Origin of the sequence: Amycolatopsis sp. TNS106 (assembly GCF_019330265.1) — a bacterium.
GTDB classification, from domain to species: Bacteria; Actinomycetota; Actinomycetes; order Mycobacteriales; family Pseudonocardiaceae; genus Amycolatopsis; species Amycolatopsis lurida.
The window spans coordinates 795954-813774 of record NZ_CP024972.1 but is presented as its reverse complement, the minus strand read 5'-3'; the positions used below and the strand labels follow the sequence as shown (position 1 = coordinate 813774).

The 17821-nt window shown below is 69.5% G+C and carries 18 protein-coding genes; 5 read left to right on the top strand and 13 right to left on the bottom strand.

Annotation, left to right across the window (positions count from 1 at the left end; translation table 11 throughout):
* Positions 1-30 precede the first annotated feature (30 nt).
* From CVV72_RS03845 to CVV72_RS03825, 5 genes are all read right to left on the bottom strand, one after another.
* Positions 31-945, bottom strand: coding sequence for a LysR family transcriptional regulator (locus CVV72_RS03845; RefSeq protein ID WP_219151062.1), 915 nt, complete (start codon positions 943-945; stop codon positions 31-33).
* Entirely contained in the window at positions 942-2123 is a 1182-nt protein-coding gene (locus tag CVV72_RS03840; RefSeq protein WP_219151061.1) for a glycine C-acetyltransferase, read from the bottom strand. Before CVV72_RS03840 ends, CVV72_RS03845 begins: the two co-directional genes overlap by 4 nt.
* Positions 2123-3154 carry an L-threonine 3-dehydrogenase gene (gene tdh, locus CVV72_RS03835; protein ID WP_034316818.1) on the bottom strand — a complete coding sequence of 344 codons (1032 nt, stop codon included), beginning with the start codon at positions 3152-3154 and terminating at the stop codon, positions 2123-2125. The genes CVV72_RS03840 and tdh overlap by 1 nt, the downstream gene beginning before the upstream one ends.
* A 70-nt stretch (positions 3155-3224) precedes the next feature.
* Positions 3225-3905 (bottom strand): GNAT family N-acetyltransferase, encoded by a 681-nt coding sequence (locus CVV72_RS03830; protein ID WP_219151060.1) that lies wholly within the window; start codon positions 3903-3905, stop codon positions 3225-3227.
* Between the two features lie 55 nt (positions 3906-3960).
* Entirely contained in the window at positions 3961-4644 is a 684-nt protein-coding gene (locus CVV72_RS03825) for a TetR/AcrR family transcriptional regulator (RefSeq protein WP_219151059.1), read from the bottom strand.
* An 88-nt stretch (positions 4645-4732) separates the two neighbouring features.
* Between CVV72_RS03825 and CVV72_RS03820 the strand changes: the two genes are divergently transcribed.
* Positions 4733-5488 (top strand): sigma-70 family RNA polymerase sigma factor, encoded by a 756-nt coding sequence (locus CVV72_RS03820; RefSeq protein ID WP_219151058.1) that lies wholly within the window; start codon positions 4733-4735, stop codon positions 5486-5488.
* Between the two features lie 4 nt (positions 5489-5492).
* Here CVV72_RS03820 and CVV72_RS03815 read toward each other — a convergent pair whose 3' ends face one another.
* A complete protein-coding gene (locus CVV72_RS03815) occupies positions 5493-7232 on the bottom strand; it encodes an ABC transporter ATP-binding protein (RefSeq protein ID WP_255632495.1) in 1740 nt (579 codons plus the stop codon).
* Positions 7233-7306: 74 nt separating this feature from the next.
* Here CVV72_RS03815 and CVV72_RS03810 point away from each other — a divergent pair, with 74 nt between their 5' ends.
* Positions 7307-7876: a TetR/AcrR family transcriptional regulator gene (locus tag CVV72_RS03810; RefSeq protein WP_219151057.1), complete on the top strand. Its 570-nt coding sequence runs from the start codon at positions 7307-7309 to the stop codon at positions 7874-7876.
* A 52-nt stretch (positions 7877-7928) separates the two neighbouring features.
* Positions 7929-8798, top strand: coding sequence for a CPBP family intramembrane glutamic endopeptidase (locus CVV72_RS03805; RefSeq protein WP_219151056.1), 870 nt, complete (start codon positions 7929-7931; stop codon positions 8796-8798).
* Between the two features lie 205 nt (positions 8799-9003).
* Here the strand turns inward: CVV72_RS03805 and CVV72_RS03800 are convergent, their stop codons facing one another.
* Positions 9004-10053 (bottom strand): NAD(P)-dependent alcohol dehydrogenase, encoded by a 1050-nt coding sequence (locus CVV72_RS03800; RefSeq protein ID WP_219151055.1) that lies wholly within the window; start codon positions 10051-10053, stop codon positions 9004-9006.
* 88 nt (positions 10054-10141) lie between these two features.
* On the opposite strand from CVV72_RS03800, the gene CVV72_RS03795 reads away from it, so the two are divergent.
* Positions 10142-10744, top strand: coding sequence for a TetR/AcrR family transcriptional regulator (locus CVV72_RS03795; RefSeq protein ID WP_219151054.1), 603 nt, complete (start codon positions 10142-10144; stop codon positions 10742-10744).
* An 89-nt stretch (positions 10745-10833) separates the two neighbouring features.
* A complete protein-coding gene (locus CVV72_RS03790) occupies positions 10834-12189 on the top strand; it encodes an MFS transporter (protein WP_219151053.1) in 1356 nt (451 codons plus the stop codon).
* Between the two features lie 6 nt (positions 12190-12195).
* Here CVV72_RS03790 and CVV72_RS03785 read toward each other — a convergent pair whose 3' ends face one another.
* The 6 genes from CVV72_RS03785 to CVV72_RS03760 form a co-directional block, all read right to left on the bottom strand.
* Entirely contained in the window at positions 12196-12657 is a 462-nt protein-coding gene (locus tag CVV72_RS03785; RefSeq protein WP_034316847.1) for an ATP-binding protein, read from the bottom strand.
* Positions 12658-12749: 92 nt separating this feature from the next.
* A complete protein-coding gene (locus tag CVV72_RS03780; protein WP_219151052.1) occupies positions 12750-13361 on the bottom strand; it encodes a TetR/AcrR family transcriptional regulator in 612 nt (203 codons plus the stop codon).
* Positions 13361-14194, bottom strand: a complete 834-nt coding sequence (locus CVV72_RS03775; protein WP_219151051.1) for a class I SAM-dependent methyltransferase — start codon at positions 14192-14194, stop codon at positions 13361-13363. The genes CVV72_RS03780 and CVV72_RS03775 overlap by 1 nt, the downstream gene beginning before the upstream one ends.
* 72 nt (positions 14195-14266) lie before the next feature.
* Positions 14267-16528: a cation-translocating P-type ATPase gene (locus CVV72_RS03770; RefSeq protein WP_219151050.1), complete on the bottom strand. Its 2262-nt coding sequence runs from the start codon at positions 16526-16528 to the stop codon at positions 14267-14269.
* Positions 16528-17436: a hypothetical protein gene (locus tag CVV72_RS03765; protein WP_219151049.1), complete on the bottom strand. Its 909-nt coding sequence runs from the start codon at positions 17434-17436 to the stop codon at positions 16528-16530. The genes CVV72_RS03770 and CVV72_RS03765 overlap by 1 nt, the downstream gene beginning before the upstream one ends.
* A 45-nt stretch (positions 17437-17481) precedes the next feature.
* A complete protein-coding gene (locus tag CVV72_RS03760; RefSeq protein WP_192741762.1) occupies positions 17482-17688 on the bottom strand; it encodes a heavy-metal-associated domain-containing protein in 207 nt (68 codons plus the stop codon).
* Positions 17689-17821: the final 133 nt, after the last annotated feature.

Sequence of the window (17821 nt, the reverse complement as noted above, 5' to 3'; positions counted from 1 at the left end):
GTCTTTCCTTCGACGGCTGGTGCCAAGATCCTAAGTGCGACTCCCCCGGTCCGCATTCGCATGACCCGGCGCGGCGTCCAGCAATGCGGCGAGCACGGTCTTGAGCAGTGGATGGTCGGCGCTCCCCCGCCGGACGGCGGCGAACACGCGGCGCAGCGGCGGCTCGCCCCGCAACGGGACGGCGACAGCGCCGGGCACGGCGGCGAAAGCGTTACGCGGCACCAGCGCCACGCCCTCGCCGGCGGCGACCAGGGTGGTGATCGCGCGGAAATCGTCGGACACGTGCCGGATCGCCGGGTTGGCGCACACGATCATCAGCACATCGCGGCACGGATTCCCGGGTTTCGGCGCGATCCATTCGTCGTCGGCGAGTGCGTCGATATCCACTTCGGACGCTTCCGCGAGCCGGTGCGCGGTGGGCAGCACGACGTCGAAGGGCTCCACGTACAGGGGGAACCGGGTGAGCCTGCTTTCATCCGTCCGTGGCGAGAGCCGGTACTCCTCGGTGATCGCCAGATCGACCTCGCCGTCGAGCAGCAGCGGAATACTCGCGTGCCCTTCGACGTCCTGCACCTGCATGGTGACCCCGGGCGAACCGGCACGCAGGGAGGCGATCACCGGCGCCACGACCATCGTGATCGCGGAGGCGAAACTCGCCAGCCGCACCATGCCCTGGACGCCGGAATCGAGCGCGGCCAGCGTGGCCCGCGCCCGTTCCAGTTCGGCCGCGACGGCGTTGGCGTGCACCACCATCAGTTCACCCGCGGGGGTCAGCGAAACCCGCCTGCCCCGGCGGCGAAGCAGTTGCTGGCCGCACTCGGCTTCGAGTGCGGCCAGCTGCTGGGAGACCGCGGACGGCGTGAGGTGCAGCGCCTGGCCCGCCGCCGTCACGGTGCCGTGGTCGGCGAGGGCACGCAGCACGCGCAGCCGTCGCGGATCGATCATTCGTCCATCATGGACCTTGCGGTCACGAACGCGTCGACGGCCCGGTTGACGTCGTCGGTCGAATGCGCCGCCGACATCTGGGTCCGGATCCGGGCCTTGCCGTGCGGAACCACCGGATAGGAGAAACCGATCACGTAAATGCCCTGGTCGAGCAGCAGATCCGCCATCTTGCCCGCCTTGGCGGCATCGCCGATCATCACGGGGATGATGGGGTGCTCACCCGGGAGCAGGTCGAACCCGGCCTCGGTCATCCGGCGCCGGAACAGCTCGGTGTTGGCACGTAGCTTGTCCAGCAGCTCGCCGGAGGAGTCCAGCAGTTCCAGCGTGGCGAGCGCGGCCGCGGTGATCGACGGCGCCAGCGAGTTCGAGAACAGATACGGCCGCGAGCGCTGCCGCAGCATCTCGACGATCTCCGCACGGCCGGAGGTGTAGCCACCGCTCGCACCGCCCAGCGCCTTGCCGAGGGTGCCGGTCAGCACGTCGACCTTGTCCTGCACACCGAACAGCTCCGGCGTACCGCGGCCGGTCGGCCCGGTGAAACCGACGGCGTGCGAGTCGTCGACCATCACCAGCGCGTCGTACCGCTCGGCCAGCTCGCAGATCTCGTCGAGCGGCGCGAGGTAGCCGTCCATCGAGAACACGCCGTCGGTGGCGATCATCCGGTAGCGCGCGCCGGACGCCTCCTTCAGCCGGGCTTCCAGATCCGCGACGTCACGGTTGCGGTAGCGCATCCGCTTCGCCTTGCACAGCCGGACACCGTCGATGATCGACGCGTGGTTGAGCTCGTCGGAGATGATGACGTCCTGGTCCGTCAGCAGGGTCTCGAAGAGCCCGGCGTTGGCGTCGAAACAGGAGCTGTAGAGGATCGTGTCCTCGGTGCCGAGGAACTCCGACAGCTTCGCCTCGAGCTCCTTGTGCGGCTGCTGGGTCCCGCAGATGAACCGCACCGACGCCATGCCGAAGCCCCAGCGGTCCAGCGCCTCTTGGGCGGCCTTGATCAGCTTGGGGTGATCGGCGAGGCCGAGGTAGTTGTTGGCACAGAAGTTGAGGACGTCGCCGTCGCCGACACTGACCGAAGCCCGTTGCGGCCCCTGGATCACCCGCTCACCCTTGTACAGCCCGGCTTCCCGGATCTCGGCGAGCCCGGCCTTGAGGTCGTCGCGCATCGCGCCGTACATCAGTTCTCCGTCCAGTCCAGAATGACCTTGCCGCAGCGGCCTTCCCTGGCCGTCGCGAACGCCTTCTCGTATTCGGTGTAGCCGAAGCGGTGGGTGACCACCGGTGAGATGTCCAGCCCCGCCTGCAGTAGGACGGACATCGAGTACCACGTCTCGAACATCTCGCGCCCGTAGATCCCCTTGATCTGGATCATCTTCAGCACCACGGACGCGATGTCGACCGACACGTCGGAAGCGGGGAGGCCGAGCAGCGCGACGCGGCCGCCGTGCGACATGTTCGCGATCATGTCGCGCAGCGCCTCGGGCCGCCCGCTCATCTCCATGCCGACGTCGAAGCCTTCGGCCATGCCGAGCCGCTCCTGCGCGTCGGCGATGGTCGAGGAGGAGACGTCCAGCGCGAGATCGACGCCGACCTTGCGGGCCAGTTCCAGCCGGTGCTCGCTGACGTCGGTGACGACGACGTTGCGCGCGCCCGCGTGGCGCGCGATGGCGGCGGCCATGATGCCGATCGGGCCGGCCCCGGTGACCAGCACGTCCTCGCCGATGACGGGGAAGGACAGCGCGGTGTGCACGGCGTTGCCGAGCGGGTCGAAGATCGCGGCGATGTCGAGGTCGACCTTGGTGCGGTGCACCCAGGCGTTCATCTCGGGCAGGACGGCGTACTGCGCGAAGGCGCCGTCGGTGTGCACGCCGAGGCCCTTGGTCCTGGCGCACAGGTGGCGCCGCCCGGCCTTGCAGTTGCGGCAGCTTCCGCAGACGAGGTGGCCCTCGCCGCTGACCAGGTCGCCCACCTTGACCGTCGTCACCGACCGGCCGATCTCGACCACCTCGCCGACGAACTCGTGCCCGATGACCAGCGGCGCGGCGATGGTGCGCGCCGCCCAGTCGTCCCAGGAGTCGATGTGCAGATCGGTGCCGCAGATCCCGGCGCGCAGCACGCGGACGGCGACGTCGCCGGGGCCGACGGCGGGGTCCGGCACGTCGGTGAGTTCCAGCCCGGGTGCTCGGTCGGCTTTGACCAATGCCTTCATGGCGCGAAGTCTGGCCCGGCCGTGCTGTTCAGTCCATCGCGAGTTTCTGAAATCCCTCGTTAGAGCAACTTCACAAGGAATCCGGGACCCGGACCGACACGAAGTCCGGCCGCGGCACCACCTCGAAACCGATCGACCGGTAAAGCCGGATCGCCGAGGTGTTCGTCGCCGCCGCGTGCATCATCGGGCGTTCGCCGCGCGCCCGGATCCCCGCCGCCACCGCGCGGATGAGCCGGGACGCCAGCCCTTGGCCGCGATACGCCGGGTCCGTGCAGACGGCGCTGATCTCGGTCCAGCCGGGTGGGTGCATCCGCTCCCCCGCCATCGCGATGAGCTCACCATCCCGCCGGAAACCCAGATATGTCCCCAATTCGATGGTCCGCTTCCGGAACGGCCCCGGTTTTGTCCGGTCCACGAGGTCGAGCATCTCCGGGACGTCGTCCGGCCCCAGCACGACGGCTTCGGGATCTGCGGCGGCTTCGAGCGCGACGTCGACCAGGCGGACCCCGGCGACCCTGCCGAGGACTTCCCAGTCCGCCGGGACGGGCAACGCGTTGTGGACGACGACCGTCTGGCCGGGTCCCGCCAGCGCGGCGACATCGGCCCACACGCCGTCGTCCGGCTCGGGCGGCAGGGCGATGAAGGGCGCGACATCGACCTGATAGCGCAACACCTGTCCGCGGCGTTCCGCGAAGTGGGCGTGCGGCCCGGTCAGCGAAGCCCAGGCCGGGTCGTCGAAAGGGGTGACCATGACGGCTCCGACATCGGGCGGCGGGTTTTCATTCCCGCTCCCGCATCCTGAGCGCTCAGGCGCCCGGCACCAGCAGCGGCGAGTGCGGATCGAGTTCGATCCCGCGTTCACGGAGTGTGTCGTCGATGACCCGCCAGATCCATCGCACCAGCAGGGCCGCGAGCTCCGGGAGCTCGATGCCGCACGGGTTCTCCAGCCAGCGCGCGGCACTCGTGTCGACCAGGCCCACCAGCCCGAAGGCGAGCGGTTCGGCGATCCGGCCGTCGAGGTCGAAGGTGTCGAGGTAGTGCTTGAAGAGGATGGACAGCTGCCGGGCGATCATCGTTTTGACGTCGGTGATGGCGTCGCCGCCGCTTCGTCCGGCCTGGGAGTGCCTGGCGAGATAGCGGTAGAGGTTCCCGTGTTCGGCGAGCCAGCCGGTATGTGCGCCGACCGCCATGGTGATCAGCTGCATCGGCGTGCCGCTCGGATCCCACAGCGGGGCCAGTTCGGCGGTGATGAGCCGGACGGCGCGGTCGGCGATCGCGCGCTGCAGGTCGGCCGCGTCGTCGAAATGCTTGTACACCCGCGTTCTCGCCACCCCCGCCTCGTCGGCGATCTGTTCGGTGGAGACCTCCGGACCGTTCGCGGCGATCGCGCGCAGCGCCGCGTCGACGAACTCCCGTCGACGGCGCTCACGCTGTCCCGCCCAGCGCGCCGCGCGGCCGTCCGGCCGCGGCGCGTCGGCTTCAGGCGTCATCCCCCAGAGTTTATCGGCGGCCGGTTAACAGGTACACTGCCGTACCCGTTACTTTGGGTAGCCAGATCGGCCCGTCCGGGAGACCGCGATGAGGGAAGACGTCGACACCACGGCGGACGCCACGCTGCTCGACGCCTTCCGCGCCGGTGACATCGCCGCCGGCGAGACCCTTTTCCGGCGGCACGCCGAGCCGCTCCGCCGGATCGCCGCGGGCTGGGTCTCCGAACCGGCCGAACGGGACGACCTCGTGGCCGAAGCCTTCGTACGTGTCCTGAGCGTCATCCGCGACGGCGGCGGCCCGCGGGAGAACCTCCGCCCCTACCTCGCGGTCACCATCCGGAATCTCGCGGCCAAGTGGAGCCACCACCACAAGCGGGTCGAGTTGTACGGCACGACCCCGGCGGTCGAAGAGGCCGCCGGGACGATCGGCGCGGAGGAACTGTTCATCCTCCGCTCGAACGCCCGGCTGGCCTGGACCGCCTACTGCGCGCTCCCCGGCCGCTGGCGGACGGTGCTTTGGCGGACCGAGGCGGAAGGCGACTCGCCGAAGGTGGTCGCTCCGCTGTTGGGAGTCTCGCCCAACGGCGCCTCCGTCCTGGCACTGCGGGCCCGCGAAGGACTCCGCCAGGCGTTCTTGCAGGCGCAGGTCCCCGAAGCGGGAACGCCGTGCTGTCAGGAGGCTCGACGCCGGATGGGCGCGTGGCTCCGCGGCGGCGTTCCGGTCCGCCGGGCGGACCGGATCACCGCGCATCTGGCGGACTGCGAGCCCTGCCGCACCGTCGCCACCCGGCTCGACGAGGTCAACCGCGAGATGCCGCCGGGGGTCCGCGCCGTCTCCGCCTAGGAGATCAACCGGGCACCGGAGCACCCTCCCCCGCGATCCGCAGCGCCTCCACCAGTTCCCGGTACAGCGTGTCGGTGGCGAGCAGGTGCTCGTGGCTGCCGCTCGCCCGGACACGACCTTCCTCCATCACCACGATGGTGTCCGCGTCGATCACCGTGGACAACCGGTGCGCCACGGTGACCACGGCGCCCTCGCGAGCCAGCCGCCGGATGCAGTCGTGGATCGCGCTCTCGGTCCGGCCGTCGACCTGTGCGGTCGCCTCGTCCAGCAGCACCACGTCCGGCGTGCGCAGGATCGCCCTGGCCAGCGCGATCCGCTGGCGTTCCCCACCGGACACCGACGTCGACGAAAGCGGCGTGTCCAGCCCGTCGTCCAGCGCGGCGATCTTGTCGCTCAGCCGGACTTCTTCGAGCGCCCGCCGCAGCTCGTCCTCGGACGCGTCGGGATGGGTGAAGAGCAGGTTCTCCCGGATCGTCCCCGGCACGATCGGCGTCTCCTGCTCGACGTAGGCCAGCCGGGCCCGCACGTCCGCGTACGGCAGGTCCGCGTATTCGCTTCCGTCCAGCAGCAATGAACCGGACTCCGGCCGCACGAATCGCATGATCAGCGACAGCATCGTGGTCTTGCCCGCGCCGGACGGCCCGACGATCGCGGTGTGCCCGCGTCTGGGGATCTTCAGCGACACGTCCCGCAGTGCCGGATCGCCGCCGTAGCCCGCGGTCACCCCGCGCAGTTCCAGCACCGGGCCGCTCTGCTCGCCCGACGGTTTCGTCCGGACGGGCACCCGGTCCTCTTCCACCTCCAGCGCGTCCATCTCCCGGATCCGCCCGGCCGCGGCGATCCCCGCCTGCAACGCGGTCATGTTCTGGCTCAGCTCGGTGATCGGCTCCATCAGCGCGAACGCGTACAGCAGGAACGCGATGAGGCTCGACACTTCGAGCAGGCCCGCGCCGACCCGCCAGGCGCCGAGGCCGAGGATCACCAGGGTCGCGGCCTGGATACCCGTCCAGGCCACCACCCAGGCGACGGCCTCCCGTCGCACCGCGCGGACACCGTGCGCGGTGGCGGCTTCCGCGTCGACCAGGATCCGCTCGGACTGCCGGGCTTCGGCACGGCTGGCCTTCACGGTGCGGATCGCCCGCAGCGCGCCTTCGAGGACGCCGCCGAGACGGCCTACACGGTCCTGCGCCTTCTCCTGCTCCTTCGCGATGGCCGGCATGAGCCACGTGAACAACGCGATCACCACGAGCACCGCCGCCACCGTCGTCGCCAGCAGCACCGGGTCGAGCACGCTCATCAGCACCAGGGTGCCGACGAGCATCACCACGCCGTTGATCAGGCCGATCACACTGGACGACGCCGCCTCGCGCAGCAGCACCGTGTCCGACGTGACACGCGTGACCAGTTCCCCCGTCGGCCGTTTCGTGATCGCCGGGATCGTCGCGCGGAAGAACCGCCGCACCATCGATTCCCGCGCCTTCAGCACCACCCGCTCGCCGACGGTGCCGAGCAGGATCCACTGCGCCAGCCAGATCACCGCGCCGATCACCATCAGGCCCGCCAGCGCCAGCACCGGGCCCGCCAGCGACGCCGACGAACCGAGCGAGTCGAGCACCCACTTCGTGACCATGGGCGTGGCGAGACCGGCCGCCGAACCGAGCAGGGCGAGGACCAGGCCGATCGCGAGTGCCCCCTTGTACGGTCGCGCGAACGACCACAGCACCTTCAATCGTGGAGTGTTCATGGTTCTCAATGGAACACGAGTGTTCTAAAATCGTCAAACGGGTTCCATATCGGGAGCGAGGTACGGTACCGGCCATGAGTGAGGGTGTGGTCACCGAGACGGGTGTCCGGGCGAGGACCCGGCGCGCGATCCTGGACGCGGCCATCGAGACGTTGACCAAGCAACCGGGCGCCTCGCTGGCCGACATCGCGGCGGCGGCGAACGTCGGGCGCACCACGGTGCACCGGTACTTCGCGGAGCGTTCGGACCTGATCGACGCGATCAGTCACGACGCCCTCGACAAGATCTCCCAGAGCACCGAGCGGGCCCGGCTCGACGACGGCCCGGTCCCCGCCGTGCTGGCACGGTTGTGCCAGGAGTACTTCGAGCACGCCGACATCTTCCAGCTGCTGTTCACCATGCCGGATCTGGTGACCCGGCCCGAATGGGAGGAGGAGAGCGACGACGACCGGCGCCTGCTCCGGCTCATCGAACGCGGGCACGCCGAGGGCTCGATCGATCCGGCGATGACGAAGGAGTGGTTGGTGCAACTGCTCTGGAGCATGCTCTACACGGCGTGGGAGCTGGTGCGCGACAAGACGCCCAAGCACGAAGCACTCACGTTGTGCCTGCGCAGCCTGGAAAAGGTCATCGCGGTCGGCTGAAGTCCTCCGAAGTGATGACGCGGACTCGCGCCGCTTCGAAGATCCTGGCCCGGTGACAGAAAAACGAGTGCCCGTTCGGGGGATCCTCTTCGGCGGGCTGGCGGTGTTCGTGGCCGCACCCGCACTGCTGCTGGTGACCGGGCACGACACGCTCAAGCCGTCCGCGGATTCGGACAAGGCACTTTCCCTGGCCGGAGCCTTGCTTCCGGCGCTGGCCGGGATGCTGCTGATCCACGGGATCCCGCTCCACGCGCCGAAACTGCTCCCCGACGCGGCCGACCGGACCAGGCTGCGCAAGCAGGCGACGGCCTTGGTGCTGATCGCCTTCCTGTGGCCGCTGGCGTTGTTCGTCGTTTCGGCGGCGGGACAGCAGGCTTTGGTCCGCGACATCTGGGGACTGGCCAAGCCACTCGTGTTCTTGGTACTGCCGCTGCTGCTCCTGCGCAGGCGAGGGGAACCCGATCCGTTCCGGCTCACGTGGTGGCCGCGGGAGACCTGGCGATGGCTCGCGCCGATTCCGGCGGTGCTCGTGTTCGGCTGGCTCTCCGTCCTCGGCCCGCTCGCGCCGCCGCTTCCCACCGCGGAGGACTATCCCGACCCGGTGTATCTGGCCGTCGGCGCCACGCTGACCTTCTTCACCGCGAACGTCCTCGAAGAGGTCTTCTTCCGCGGCATGCTGCAAACGCGACTGGAGGCACTTTTCGGGCGGTGGCCGGGAATCCTGCTGGCGGCCCTGCTGTTCGCGTGGCTGCACCTGCCGACGCACGGACAAGGGTCGCTCCCGCTCACCCTGGGCGCGATCGTGGCCTTCCAAGGGTTCTTCGGCCTGTTCACCGGCTACCTGTGGTCGCGCTACCGCAACCTGTGGGCGCCGATCGCCGCGCATACCGCGATGAACACCTTGCCCCTGCTGCTGATGTGAACCCGCGGCCGTCCGTGAAGGCCTCCTTGAGGGACTCTGGGTCCCTCAAGGAGGCCTTCACGGACTTGGTAATCGTCACGTTCGGCCCACCGGCGGCCTCAGGGTTGCGGCTCCGGAGGTGGTGTCGCGAAAGCCACTTTCGGGACGTCTGATGTCTCAAAAGTGGCTTTCGCAACCCCGGCCAGGGCCCCAGCAGCCGGTCGGGTCAGGCGCCGATGGTCGCCGCGTCGATGACGAACCGGTACCGGACGTCGCTGTTCTCGACGCGGTCGTAGGCCACGTTCACCTGGTCGGCCGAGATCGTCTCGATCTCCGCGCCGATCCCGTGTTCGGCGCAGAAGTCGAGCATCTCCTGGGTCTCGGCGATCCCGCCGATCATCGAACCGGCGAGCACCCTGCTCCCGCCGAGCAGCGAGAAAGCGTTGTAGGACAACGGTTCGCCGGGTGCGCCGACGTTCACCATCGCCCCGCCGACCCGCAGCATGCCGAGGTAGGAGTCGACGGGCAGCGTCGCGGAGACGGTGTTGAGGATCAGGTCGAAGCGGCCGCGCAGCTGCTTGAACGTCGACGCGTCGCCGGTCGCGAAGTAGTCCTTCGCACCCAGCTTCAGGCCGTCTTCCTGCTTCTTCAGGCTCTGGCTGAGCACGGTGACCTCGGCACCCATGGCGACCGCGATCTTGACCGCCATGTGGCCGAGGCCGCCGAGGCCGACGACGGCGACCTTCTTGCCCGGCCCGGCGCCCCAGCGGTTCAGCGGCGAGTAGGTGGTGATGCCCGCGCACAGCAGCGGAGCGGCGACGTCGAGGCCGATCCCCTCCGGGATACGGCAGACGAAGGCGTCCTTCACGACGATCTGCCTGCTGTAGCCGCCGTAGGTGTTCTCGCCGTCGAAACCGACACCGTTGTACGTCTGGATGTTGCCCTTGACGCAGAACTGCTCGGTGCCCGCGAGGCAGTATTCGCACTCACCACAGGAATCGACCATGCAGCCGACCCCCACACGGTCGCCCACCTGGTACTTCGTCACGTCGGAGCCGACGGCGGCGACGACGCCGGCGATCTCGTGACCGGGCACCATCGGGAAGATCGCGCTGCCCCAGTCCTCCTTCACCTGGTGGATGTCGCTGTGGCAGATCCCCGCGTACGCGATGTCGATCAGCACGTCGTCCGGACGCAGGTCGCGACGCTCGATCGTCGTCGGCGACAGTGCGGCGCCCGGGGACGGCGCGGCGATGGCGTGCGTGGTCGTCGTCATGAAACCCTCCGAGAAACAGTGAGACCATGTAAGAGGTCACTTACAACTAGCGTAAGAGGGCTCTTACATATTCCGCGACCGGGACGGTGTGATCCACGACATGGGCGGCAAGTACCATCACGGCGACCTTCGCGCCGAACTCGTGCGGGTCTCACTGGATCTGATCGCCGAGCGGGGACTCGGCGCGTTCTCGGTCGCCGAGGTCGCCCGGCGCGCGAAAGTCAGCCCAGGCGCGCCCTATCGGCACTTCCCGGACAAGGAGAGCCTGCTGGCCGCGATCGCGGCCACCGTCGCCTGTCAGCTGGCCGACAAGGTGCAAGAAGCCATCGAGGCCGAGAGCGAACCCGTCGCCGCGCTCGCCGCGGCCGCCGGCGCGTACACGGAATACCTCATCGAACGCCGGGCCGGGATGAACGTCATCTACTCCGACGGCCTCCAGGGTCCCGAGCACGCCACCCTCCACGAGCAGACCCGCCGCCTGACCGACCAGTTCGTCATGCTCTGCCTGACCGTCGCGGACCGGCCGCAGGACGGACTCGAACTGATGGAGCAGTTGTTCACCCAGGCGCACGGCTACGGCACGTTCTACCTCGACGGGGTTTTCACGAAACAGGGCTATTCCACGGAAGTCGTCGTCCGGAAGTCGGTCGAGGCCGCCCGCGCCGCCATCGAAGGCCGCACGAAGATGTGACGTGATTCACGTCTGATTTGTCCGATTACCGGCGCTCCCCGCGCCGACAAGATGCGAAGCGCAATCCTTTCGACAGCGAGGAGAATCGCGTGAGCATCGGGCAAGAAGCCGGATCGTGGCGGGAACTGGGCCGCCATACGAGTACCGCGGCGGTACTGGCGGGTGGCGTGCTCGTCGGCGCCATCACCATCTACGTGGCGGCGAGCCTCCTGCCGACCGCCGTCCAGGAAATCGGCGGGCGGTCGCTGTACGCCTGGACCATGACGGCGTTCCTGGTCGCCCAGGTCGTCGCGACCATGGCGGTGGGCCAGGCCCTTTCCCGTTTCGGTGGCAAGGCTTCCTATCTGCTCGGCTTCGCTGTCTTCGCCGCGGGCTCGGTCCTGTGCGCGGCGAGCCCGTCGATGCCGATACTCCTGATCGGCCGCGGAACACAGGGACTCGGTGCCGGCCTGCTGACCGGGCTGGGCTTCGCGCTGATCCATTCGGCGTTGCCGCGACGACTGTGGAGCCGGGGCAGCGCCCTGATCTCCGCGATGTTCGGAGTGGGGAACTTCGCGGGCCCCGCGCTCGGCGGGTTCTCGGCGCAGTTCGGATCGTGGCGGTCGGCGTTCGTGATCCTCGCCGTGGTGGCGGGAATACCGGCGATTTTCGTGCCCCGTGCGCTTCCCGCCGGCGAGCGCCCGGAACAGTCGCCGCCGGTCCCGGTCGTTTCGCTGGCCCTGATCGTCGGCGCCGCCGGGGCGGTGAGTGTGGCCGGGATCCTGTCCGACGTCCTCGCGATGGCGGCCTTCATCGCACTGGGTCTCGTGCTCGTCGGCGCGTTCCTGATGACGGAAAACCGTGCGGCGGCGAGTGTTCTGCCCGCTTCGGTCTACCGGCGGGGTTCACGGCTGCGGTGGATCTACCTGACCGTCATGGTGCTGGCGTCCGGCGTCGCGGTGGAGACGTTCTTGCCACTGTTCGGCCAGCGGCTGGGCGGGCTTCCGCCCGCGGCGGCGGGATTCTTCGCCGCCGCGTTGTCCTTGGGCTGGTCGGTGAGCCAGCTCGTCAGCGCTTCGTCGCGCAAGACACGACGGCTCGTGGTCGCCGGGCCCGCCTGCCTCGCCGCCGCGTTCGCGCTGCTGGGACTGCTGCAGAGCGAGCAGCCGTCGCTGCCGGTCGTCCTCGCCTGGCTGCCGGTGCTCTTCCTCGGTGGCACGGGAATCGGCATCGCGATGCCTCATCTGTCCGTCGCGGCGATGACCTCCGCCCCGGACGGCGAGGGCGGGCAGGCGGCGGCCGCGATCGCGACCATCCTCACGATGTCGACCGCGTTCGGTGCGGCGGTCGCCGGTCTGCTCGTCAACTTCGGCAGCACTTCGGTGGTGACGTCGGCGAGGTGGCTGTTGTTCGGGTTCGCGGCCATCTCCGCGCTCGGCCTGCTCACCGCGCGCCGCGCGGTCTGAGTCCGGTCAGTTCCGGGAGCGCCTCGTGCGCACGCGCGGAAGCGCTTCCGGACAGCCGCCGCCGCACCGGATGTGCGCCCAGACGATCTTCCCGCCCCGCACCGACTCGCGCCGGACGCCCCACTGCACCGCCACCCCGTCGACCACGAGCAGCCCGCGGCCGCGGGGATCCTCGATCTGCGAACACCGCGCCCTGGGTTGCTCGACACTGACGTCCGCGACCTCGATCCGTACCGCACAGGGAGTCACGCCGCGCCACAACTGGATGTGGCGCGCGCCACCCCCGTGCACGTAGGCGTTGGCGACGAGTTCCGTCGCCGCGAGCAGGACGTCGTCGAGGTGCTTCTCGCCGAGATCGGGAAGGCATCTGACCACCCAGGCACGCATGTCCGGCAACGCCCGTGGCGTCGTGGCTCGCAGGTCAAGCACCCAGGTTCCCGGCACCGGATGCTCCGCGATACTGATCATGGAGCCACCCTTCCCGTCGCGCGCGCGACCTCCCTGCTGAAGTCGCACATCCGGGTTACCCAGAACGCCCGCCGATCAACCCGTGCCGGAGCTCATCGGGCCGCGATACCCTCCAGCACCGTCCTGACCACGGCTTCCACCTCCGGCGAAGTGGTCACCGCCGGGCCGTGCGGAAGCAGCACGGAGAGCACCGTCTCGTGGCAGACGCCGACCAGCATCGCCGCCGCCGCGTCGACATCGCCGTCCAGCCTGCCGAGTTCCTTTTCCGCCCGCAGGTATCCGGCGAGACGATCGCGCCAGCTCTCGCCGTCCCCGGCCCGTTCCCCGAACCGCGCGAGCACCACGGGACGGGCGAGGAGCCCGGCGAAAGCGGGCAGGATCTCCTTGTGCAGAGCCAATCCGTACGCCAGCTGGGCGCGGAGATTGGCCTCGACCGTGGCCGAACCGGGTTCGGGCAGGTCGCCGAGCCCGCCTTCGACCCTCCGCACGTGTTCCGCCAAGGCGTCGGCCAGCAACTCCTCCTTGTCGGCGAAATGGTTGTACAGCACGCCATCGGCGACTCCCGCCGCCCGCGCGATCGCCCGCACCGTGAGTTCCGCGGTGCCGTGCGCGGAAATCAGGTCCGCGGCGGTACCGATCAAGTGCTCGCGCAGGCTCCGGCCGTCTTCCGTGTGCCGCAGGGCCGCCGCTTTTCTCGGTGACATCAGGATTTCGCCCTGACCAGCCAGGCGGTGCCGCGCAACCGGACACCGCCCGCGCCCTCGAATGGCCGCAGCGCGGCCGAAAGTGCTTCTCGCGCCCCCTTCGCCGCATCGGCGCCTGCCAAGTCCAGGTGGTACTTCACCGGCCCCCAGTCCGCGATGAACCCGGCCGCGTCGGGAACATCGCTTCCCCAGACCTGGTCCGCTTCGACCCGGTCACAGGCGACGTCGGCGAATCCGGCGGCGGTCAGCACCGAGCGGACCCGCGCCGGGTCGGCGAACGCCGTCGGCCCCGTGCCGTCCTCGCCGGTCGGGGCCGGCAGAAACGGTGCCAGCGCGCCGAAAACGGTACCGAGATCGGTTCCGGCGAGTGCGGTCATGCACAGGAACGCGAGCTTCCCACCCGGCCGCAGCGCGCGGTGCACGTTGGCGAAAGCGGCGACCGGATCGGCGAAGAACATCACCGCGAACCGGCTGAGCGCGACGTCGAAAACCCCGTCGTCGAACGGGAAGACCTGAACATCTCCCTGCTCGAACACCACGTTCGCGACACCTTCGGCCTCCGCGCGGGCCCGCGCCGTCGCGAGCATCGGCGCGGACAGGTCGATCCCGGTCGCTCCTCCGAGCGGAGCACGGACGGCGGCGAGCCTGGTCACCTGACCGTTGCCGCAGCCGATGTCGAGCACCCGGTCCCGCTCGCCGATTCCGGCCGCGTCGAACAGGAATTCGTTGAACCCGCTGTTCACCGCGTCGTAGCGTTCGTCGTGCTCGGCCCAGTGCCGCCCCTCGTAGCCGTTCCACGCTTCCGCCTGCGCGGTGTTGACGATGCCGGACATACCAGAACCTCCTCCGTTATGAACGTGCGTTCATGAACGCTTGTTCATACTGGAGGAGGTCCGGTCCGCTCGTCAAGCGGCGATGCTCCGGAACCCGCGCAGGCGCAGGCTGTTGAACACCACGAAGACCGAGCTGAAGGCCATCGCGGCGCCGGCGATCATCGGGTTGAGCAGGCCCGCCGCCGCCAGTGGCAGCGCGCCGACGTTGTAGGCGAAGGCCCAGAACAGATTGCCCTTGATGGTGCGCAGCGTCCGCCGGGAAAGCCGGATCGCGTCCACCGCGGCCCGCAGGTCACCGCGGACCAGGGTCAGGTCACCGGCCTCGATGGCGACGTCGGTGCCGGTGCCCATCGCCAGGCCGAGGTCGGCCTGTGCCAGCGCGGCCGCGTCGTTGACGCCGTCGCCCACCATCGCCACGACCTTGCCCTCGCCCTGGAGCCGCTTGACGACGTCGACCTTGTCCTTCGGCAGCACCTCGGCGATCACCGTGTCGATCCCGACCTCGGCGGCCACCGCCTTGGCCACGGCTTCGTTGTCGCCGGTCAGCAGGACCGGGGTGAGCCCCAGTTCACGCAACCGGGAGATCGCCTCGGCGGACGACGGCTTCACGGTGTCCGCGACGACCAGGACCGCCCTGGCTTCGCCGTCCCAGCCGACCACGACCGCCGTGCGGCCGAGTTTCTCCGCCGCCGCCTTGGCTTCCGCCAGCTCGGGCGTCAGGCGGTGACTCCACTGCTCCAGCAACGCGCTCCGGCCGACCAGCACCGCCGAACCCTCGACGATTCCTTGCACGCCAAGGCCTTCGAGACTGGTGAACTCTTCGACGGCCGAGAGCTCCCCGGCGCGTTCCCGAGCGGCACGGGCGATGGCCTGCGCGATCGGGTGCTCCGACGCGTTCTCCAGCGCTCCGGCCAGCCGCAGCGTCTTCTCCTCGTCGACACCGTCGGCGAGGTGGACCGCCACCAGCGACATCTGCCCCGTCGTGACGGTGCCCGTCTTGTCGAGGACGACCGTGTCCACCGCGCGGGTCGATTCCAGCACCTCCGGGCCCTTGATCAGGATCCCGAGCTGTGCGCCCCGCCCGGTGCCCACGAGCAGCGCGGTCGGTGTCGCCAGGCCGAGCGCGCACGGGCAGGCGATGATCAGCACGGCGACCGCCGCGGTGAACGCCGCCGCCACCGAACCGCCGGTGCCGAGCCAGAACATCAGCGTGCCGACGGCGAGCGCGATCACGATCGGCACGAAGACCGCCGAAACCCGGTCCGCCAGCCGCTGAACCTGCGCCTTCCCGGTCTGTGCCGCCTCGACGAGTTTCGCCATCTGCGCCAGCTGCGTGTCGGCGCCGACCCGCGTGGCCCGGACGACGAGCCTGCCGCCCGCGTTGACCGTCGCGCCGGCCACCGTGTCACCGGGGACGACCTCCACCGGAACGCTTTCCCCGGTCAGCATGCTCGCGTCGACCGCGGAGGCGCCTTCGGTGATCACGCCGTCGGTCGCGATCTTCTCCCCCGGCCGCACCACGAATTCCTCGCCCACCGCGAGTTCGCCGATCGGGACACGCACTTCCCTGCCGTCGCGAAGCACCGCGACGTCCTTCGCACCGAGTTCGAGCAGTGCCCGCAACGCGGCACCGGCCCGCCGCTTGGACCGCGCTTCGAAATAGCGTCCGGCGAGGATGAACGTCGTGACGCCGGCGGCGACCTCGAGATAGATGTTGCCGTCGCCCGCCATGCGCTGGACGGTGAGCTCGAAGGGATGCGTCATCCCCGGTGTTCCGGCGGTGCCGAACAGCAAGGCGTACAACGACCACAGGAACGCGGCGAGCGTGCCCATCGAGATCAGGGTGTCCATCGTGGCCGCGCCGTGGCGCAGATTCGCCCACGCCGCCTTGTGGAACGGCCACGCCGCCCACACCAGCACCGGCGCGGCCAGCGTCAGCGAGATCCACTGCCAGTAGGTGAACTGGAGCGCGGGCACCATCGCGAGCACGATCACCGGCACCGACAGCACCGCGGACCCGATGAGCCGCTGCCGCAGCGGCGCGATCGGATCGGTCGCTGCGTCCGGTCTGACGGGTTCGTCCTTCTCCACCGCGGGCAAAGCGGCCGAATACCCGGCCGCTTCGACCTGTTCGACCAGCTGCCGCGGCTCGATGCCGGCCGGGTAGCTGACCTTCGCCTTCTCCGTTGCGTAGTTGACCGTGGCCGTGACCCCGTCGAGCTTGTTCAGCTTCCGCTCGATGCGCATGGCGCACGAGGCGCAGGTCATGCCGGTGATCGCGAGTTCGACCTCGGAGTTGGACGCTGTGGCCACCGAGGTGGTGTCCGTGCTCATCAGTGGCTCCCTTCCCCTGTCGTGACGGTGAATTCGGCGGTGCGGACCTTGCCCTCGTGCTGGAAGTCCAGGAACAGCCGGTAGGTGCCCGCCGTCGGGACCTCGGCGAAGAACGTGACCGCGGGACCCGCCGGGGTCCGGCCGTCACCGGGTTCGCCGTCCGGGTGGACGTGCAGGTACGCGAGGTCTCCGCCGCGCAGCGCGACCAAGTGTCCGTAGGCACCCAGGTACGGCTGGAGATCGGTGACTTCACGGCCGTTCTTGGTGACGGTGAGGGTCACCTTCGACGACGTCCCCGGCTTGAGATCGCCGTCGAGGTGGACCTGGTAACCGTCGACCTCCGCGACGTGCGCGCTCCGGTACTCGGCGGGCCGGAAATCCCCGCCGGCGAAGAGGTCCGCACCCAAGGTGATCGCCTCACCGCCGCTGGGCTTGAAGTCGGCGAAGACGCGGTAGACCCCCGCGTCCCCGACGGCCAGTGGCACGGACCAGGTTCCGTCCGCACCGAGTTCGGGGTGGATGTGCTGGAAACCGGCGGTGTCGCGGCGGACGACGATGAGGTGCATCCGCTTCTCGTGTTCGACGTCGTAGGCGGTCACCGGCGCGCCGTCGGCGCCGAGGATCCGGAAGGTGAAGGGAGCGGTCTTCCCGGGGGTGAGCGTCGTGGTGGTGGGCGTGAGGGTGTAGCCGCCCTTGGACGACGCGAGCCCGGCGGGTTCGTGCTCCTGCTTGCCGTGCGCCGCTTCCGCGACGGTGCCGCCGTGAGTGTCCGAGTGCCCGGCGTCCTCGCCACCGGGCACGCCGGCCGCGCCGGCGAACGGACCGACAGCCGTGCCCGCCACCCAGCCGCCACCGGCGACCAGGGCGAGTACCACACCGTAGGCGGAAAGCTTCGCTGCTGTGTTCATCGTAGGAGTCCTTAGTGCGGGTGCCACCCGCGATCGTGGAGCCGCTCAGGCGGTCAGGTGATATCCGGCTTCTTCGACGGCGGCGCGCACGTCCGCCACCGCGGGTTCACGGGAACCGGTGACGGTCACGGCGCCGGTCGGCAGATCGACCCGGACGTCGGTGACGCCGTCGATCTTGGAGACCTCTTCGGTGACCGAGGTCGCGCAGTGGCCGCAGGTCATCCCGGTGACGGTGTAGGTCGTCTCGCTCATCGTGACTCTCCTCGTGATCCAGGCGGCTCGTGCGCCGCTCATGGACTCAACGTACATACCCCAGGGGGGTACCGCAACCACCTGACGGTACCTGGAGGGGGTATGGGGCAGCGACGTGCGTCACATACGGGGT

Coding starts and splice junctions, on each gene's coding strand:
- CVV72_RS03845 (WP_219151062.1), bottom strand. CDS start 945: ATGATCGATCCGCGACGGCTGCGCGTGCTGCGTGCCCTCGCCGACCAC.
- CVV72_RS03840 (WP_219151061.1), bottom strand. CDS start 2,123: ATGTACGGCGCGATGCGCGACGACCTCAAGGCCGGGCTCGCCGAGATC.
- tdh (WP_034316818.1), bottom strand. CDS start 3,154: ATGAAGGCATTGGTCAAAGCCGACCGAGCACCCGGGCTGGAACTCACC.
- CVV72_RS03830 (WP_219151060.1), bottom strand. CDS start 3,905: ATGGTCACCCCTTTCGACGACCCGGCCTGGGCTTCGCTGACCGGGCCG.
- CVV72_RS03825 (WP_219151059.1), bottom strand. CDS start 4,644: ATGACGCCTGAAGCCGACGCGCCGCGGCCGGACGGCCGCGCGGCGCGC.
- CVV72_RS03820 (WP_219151058.1), top strand. CDS start 4,733: ATGAGGGAAGACGTCGACACCACGGCGGACGCCACGCTGCTCGACGCC.
- CVV72_RS03815 (WP_255632495.1), bottom strand. CDS start 7,232: ATGAACACTCCACGATTGAAGGTGCTGTGGTCGTTCGCGCGACCGTAC.
- CVV72_RS03810 (WP_219151057.1), top strand. CDS start 7,307: ATGAGTGAGGGTGTGGTCACCGAGACGGGTGTCCGGGCGAGGACCCGG.
- CVV72_RS03800 (WP_219151055.1), bottom strand. CDS start 10,053: ATGACGACGACCACGCACGCCATCGCCGCGCCGTCCCCGGGCGCCGCA.
- CVV72_RS03785 (WP_034316847.1), bottom strand. CDS start 12,657: ATGATCAGTATCGCGGAGCATCCGGTGCCGGGAACCTGGGTGCTTGAC.
- CVV72_RS03780 (WP_219151052.1), bottom strand. CDS start 13,361: ATGTCACCGAGAAAAGCGGCGGCCCTGCGGCACACGGAAGACGGCCGG.
- CVV72_RS03775 (WP_219151051.1), bottom strand. CDS start 14,194: ATGTCCGGCATCGTCAACACCGCGCAGGCGGAAGCGTGGAACGGCTAC.
- CVV72_RS03770 (WP_219151050.1), bottom strand. CDS start 16,528: ATGAGCACGGACACCACCTCGGTGGCCACAGCGTCCAACTCCGAGGTC.
- CVV72_RS03765 (WP_219151049.1), bottom strand. CDS start 17,436: ATGAACACAGCAGCGAAGCTTTCCGCCTACGGTGTGGTACTCGCCCTG.
- CVV72_RS03760 (WP_192741762.1), bottom strand. CDS start 17,688: ATGAGCGAGACGACCTACACCGTCACCGGGATGACCTGCGGCCACTGC.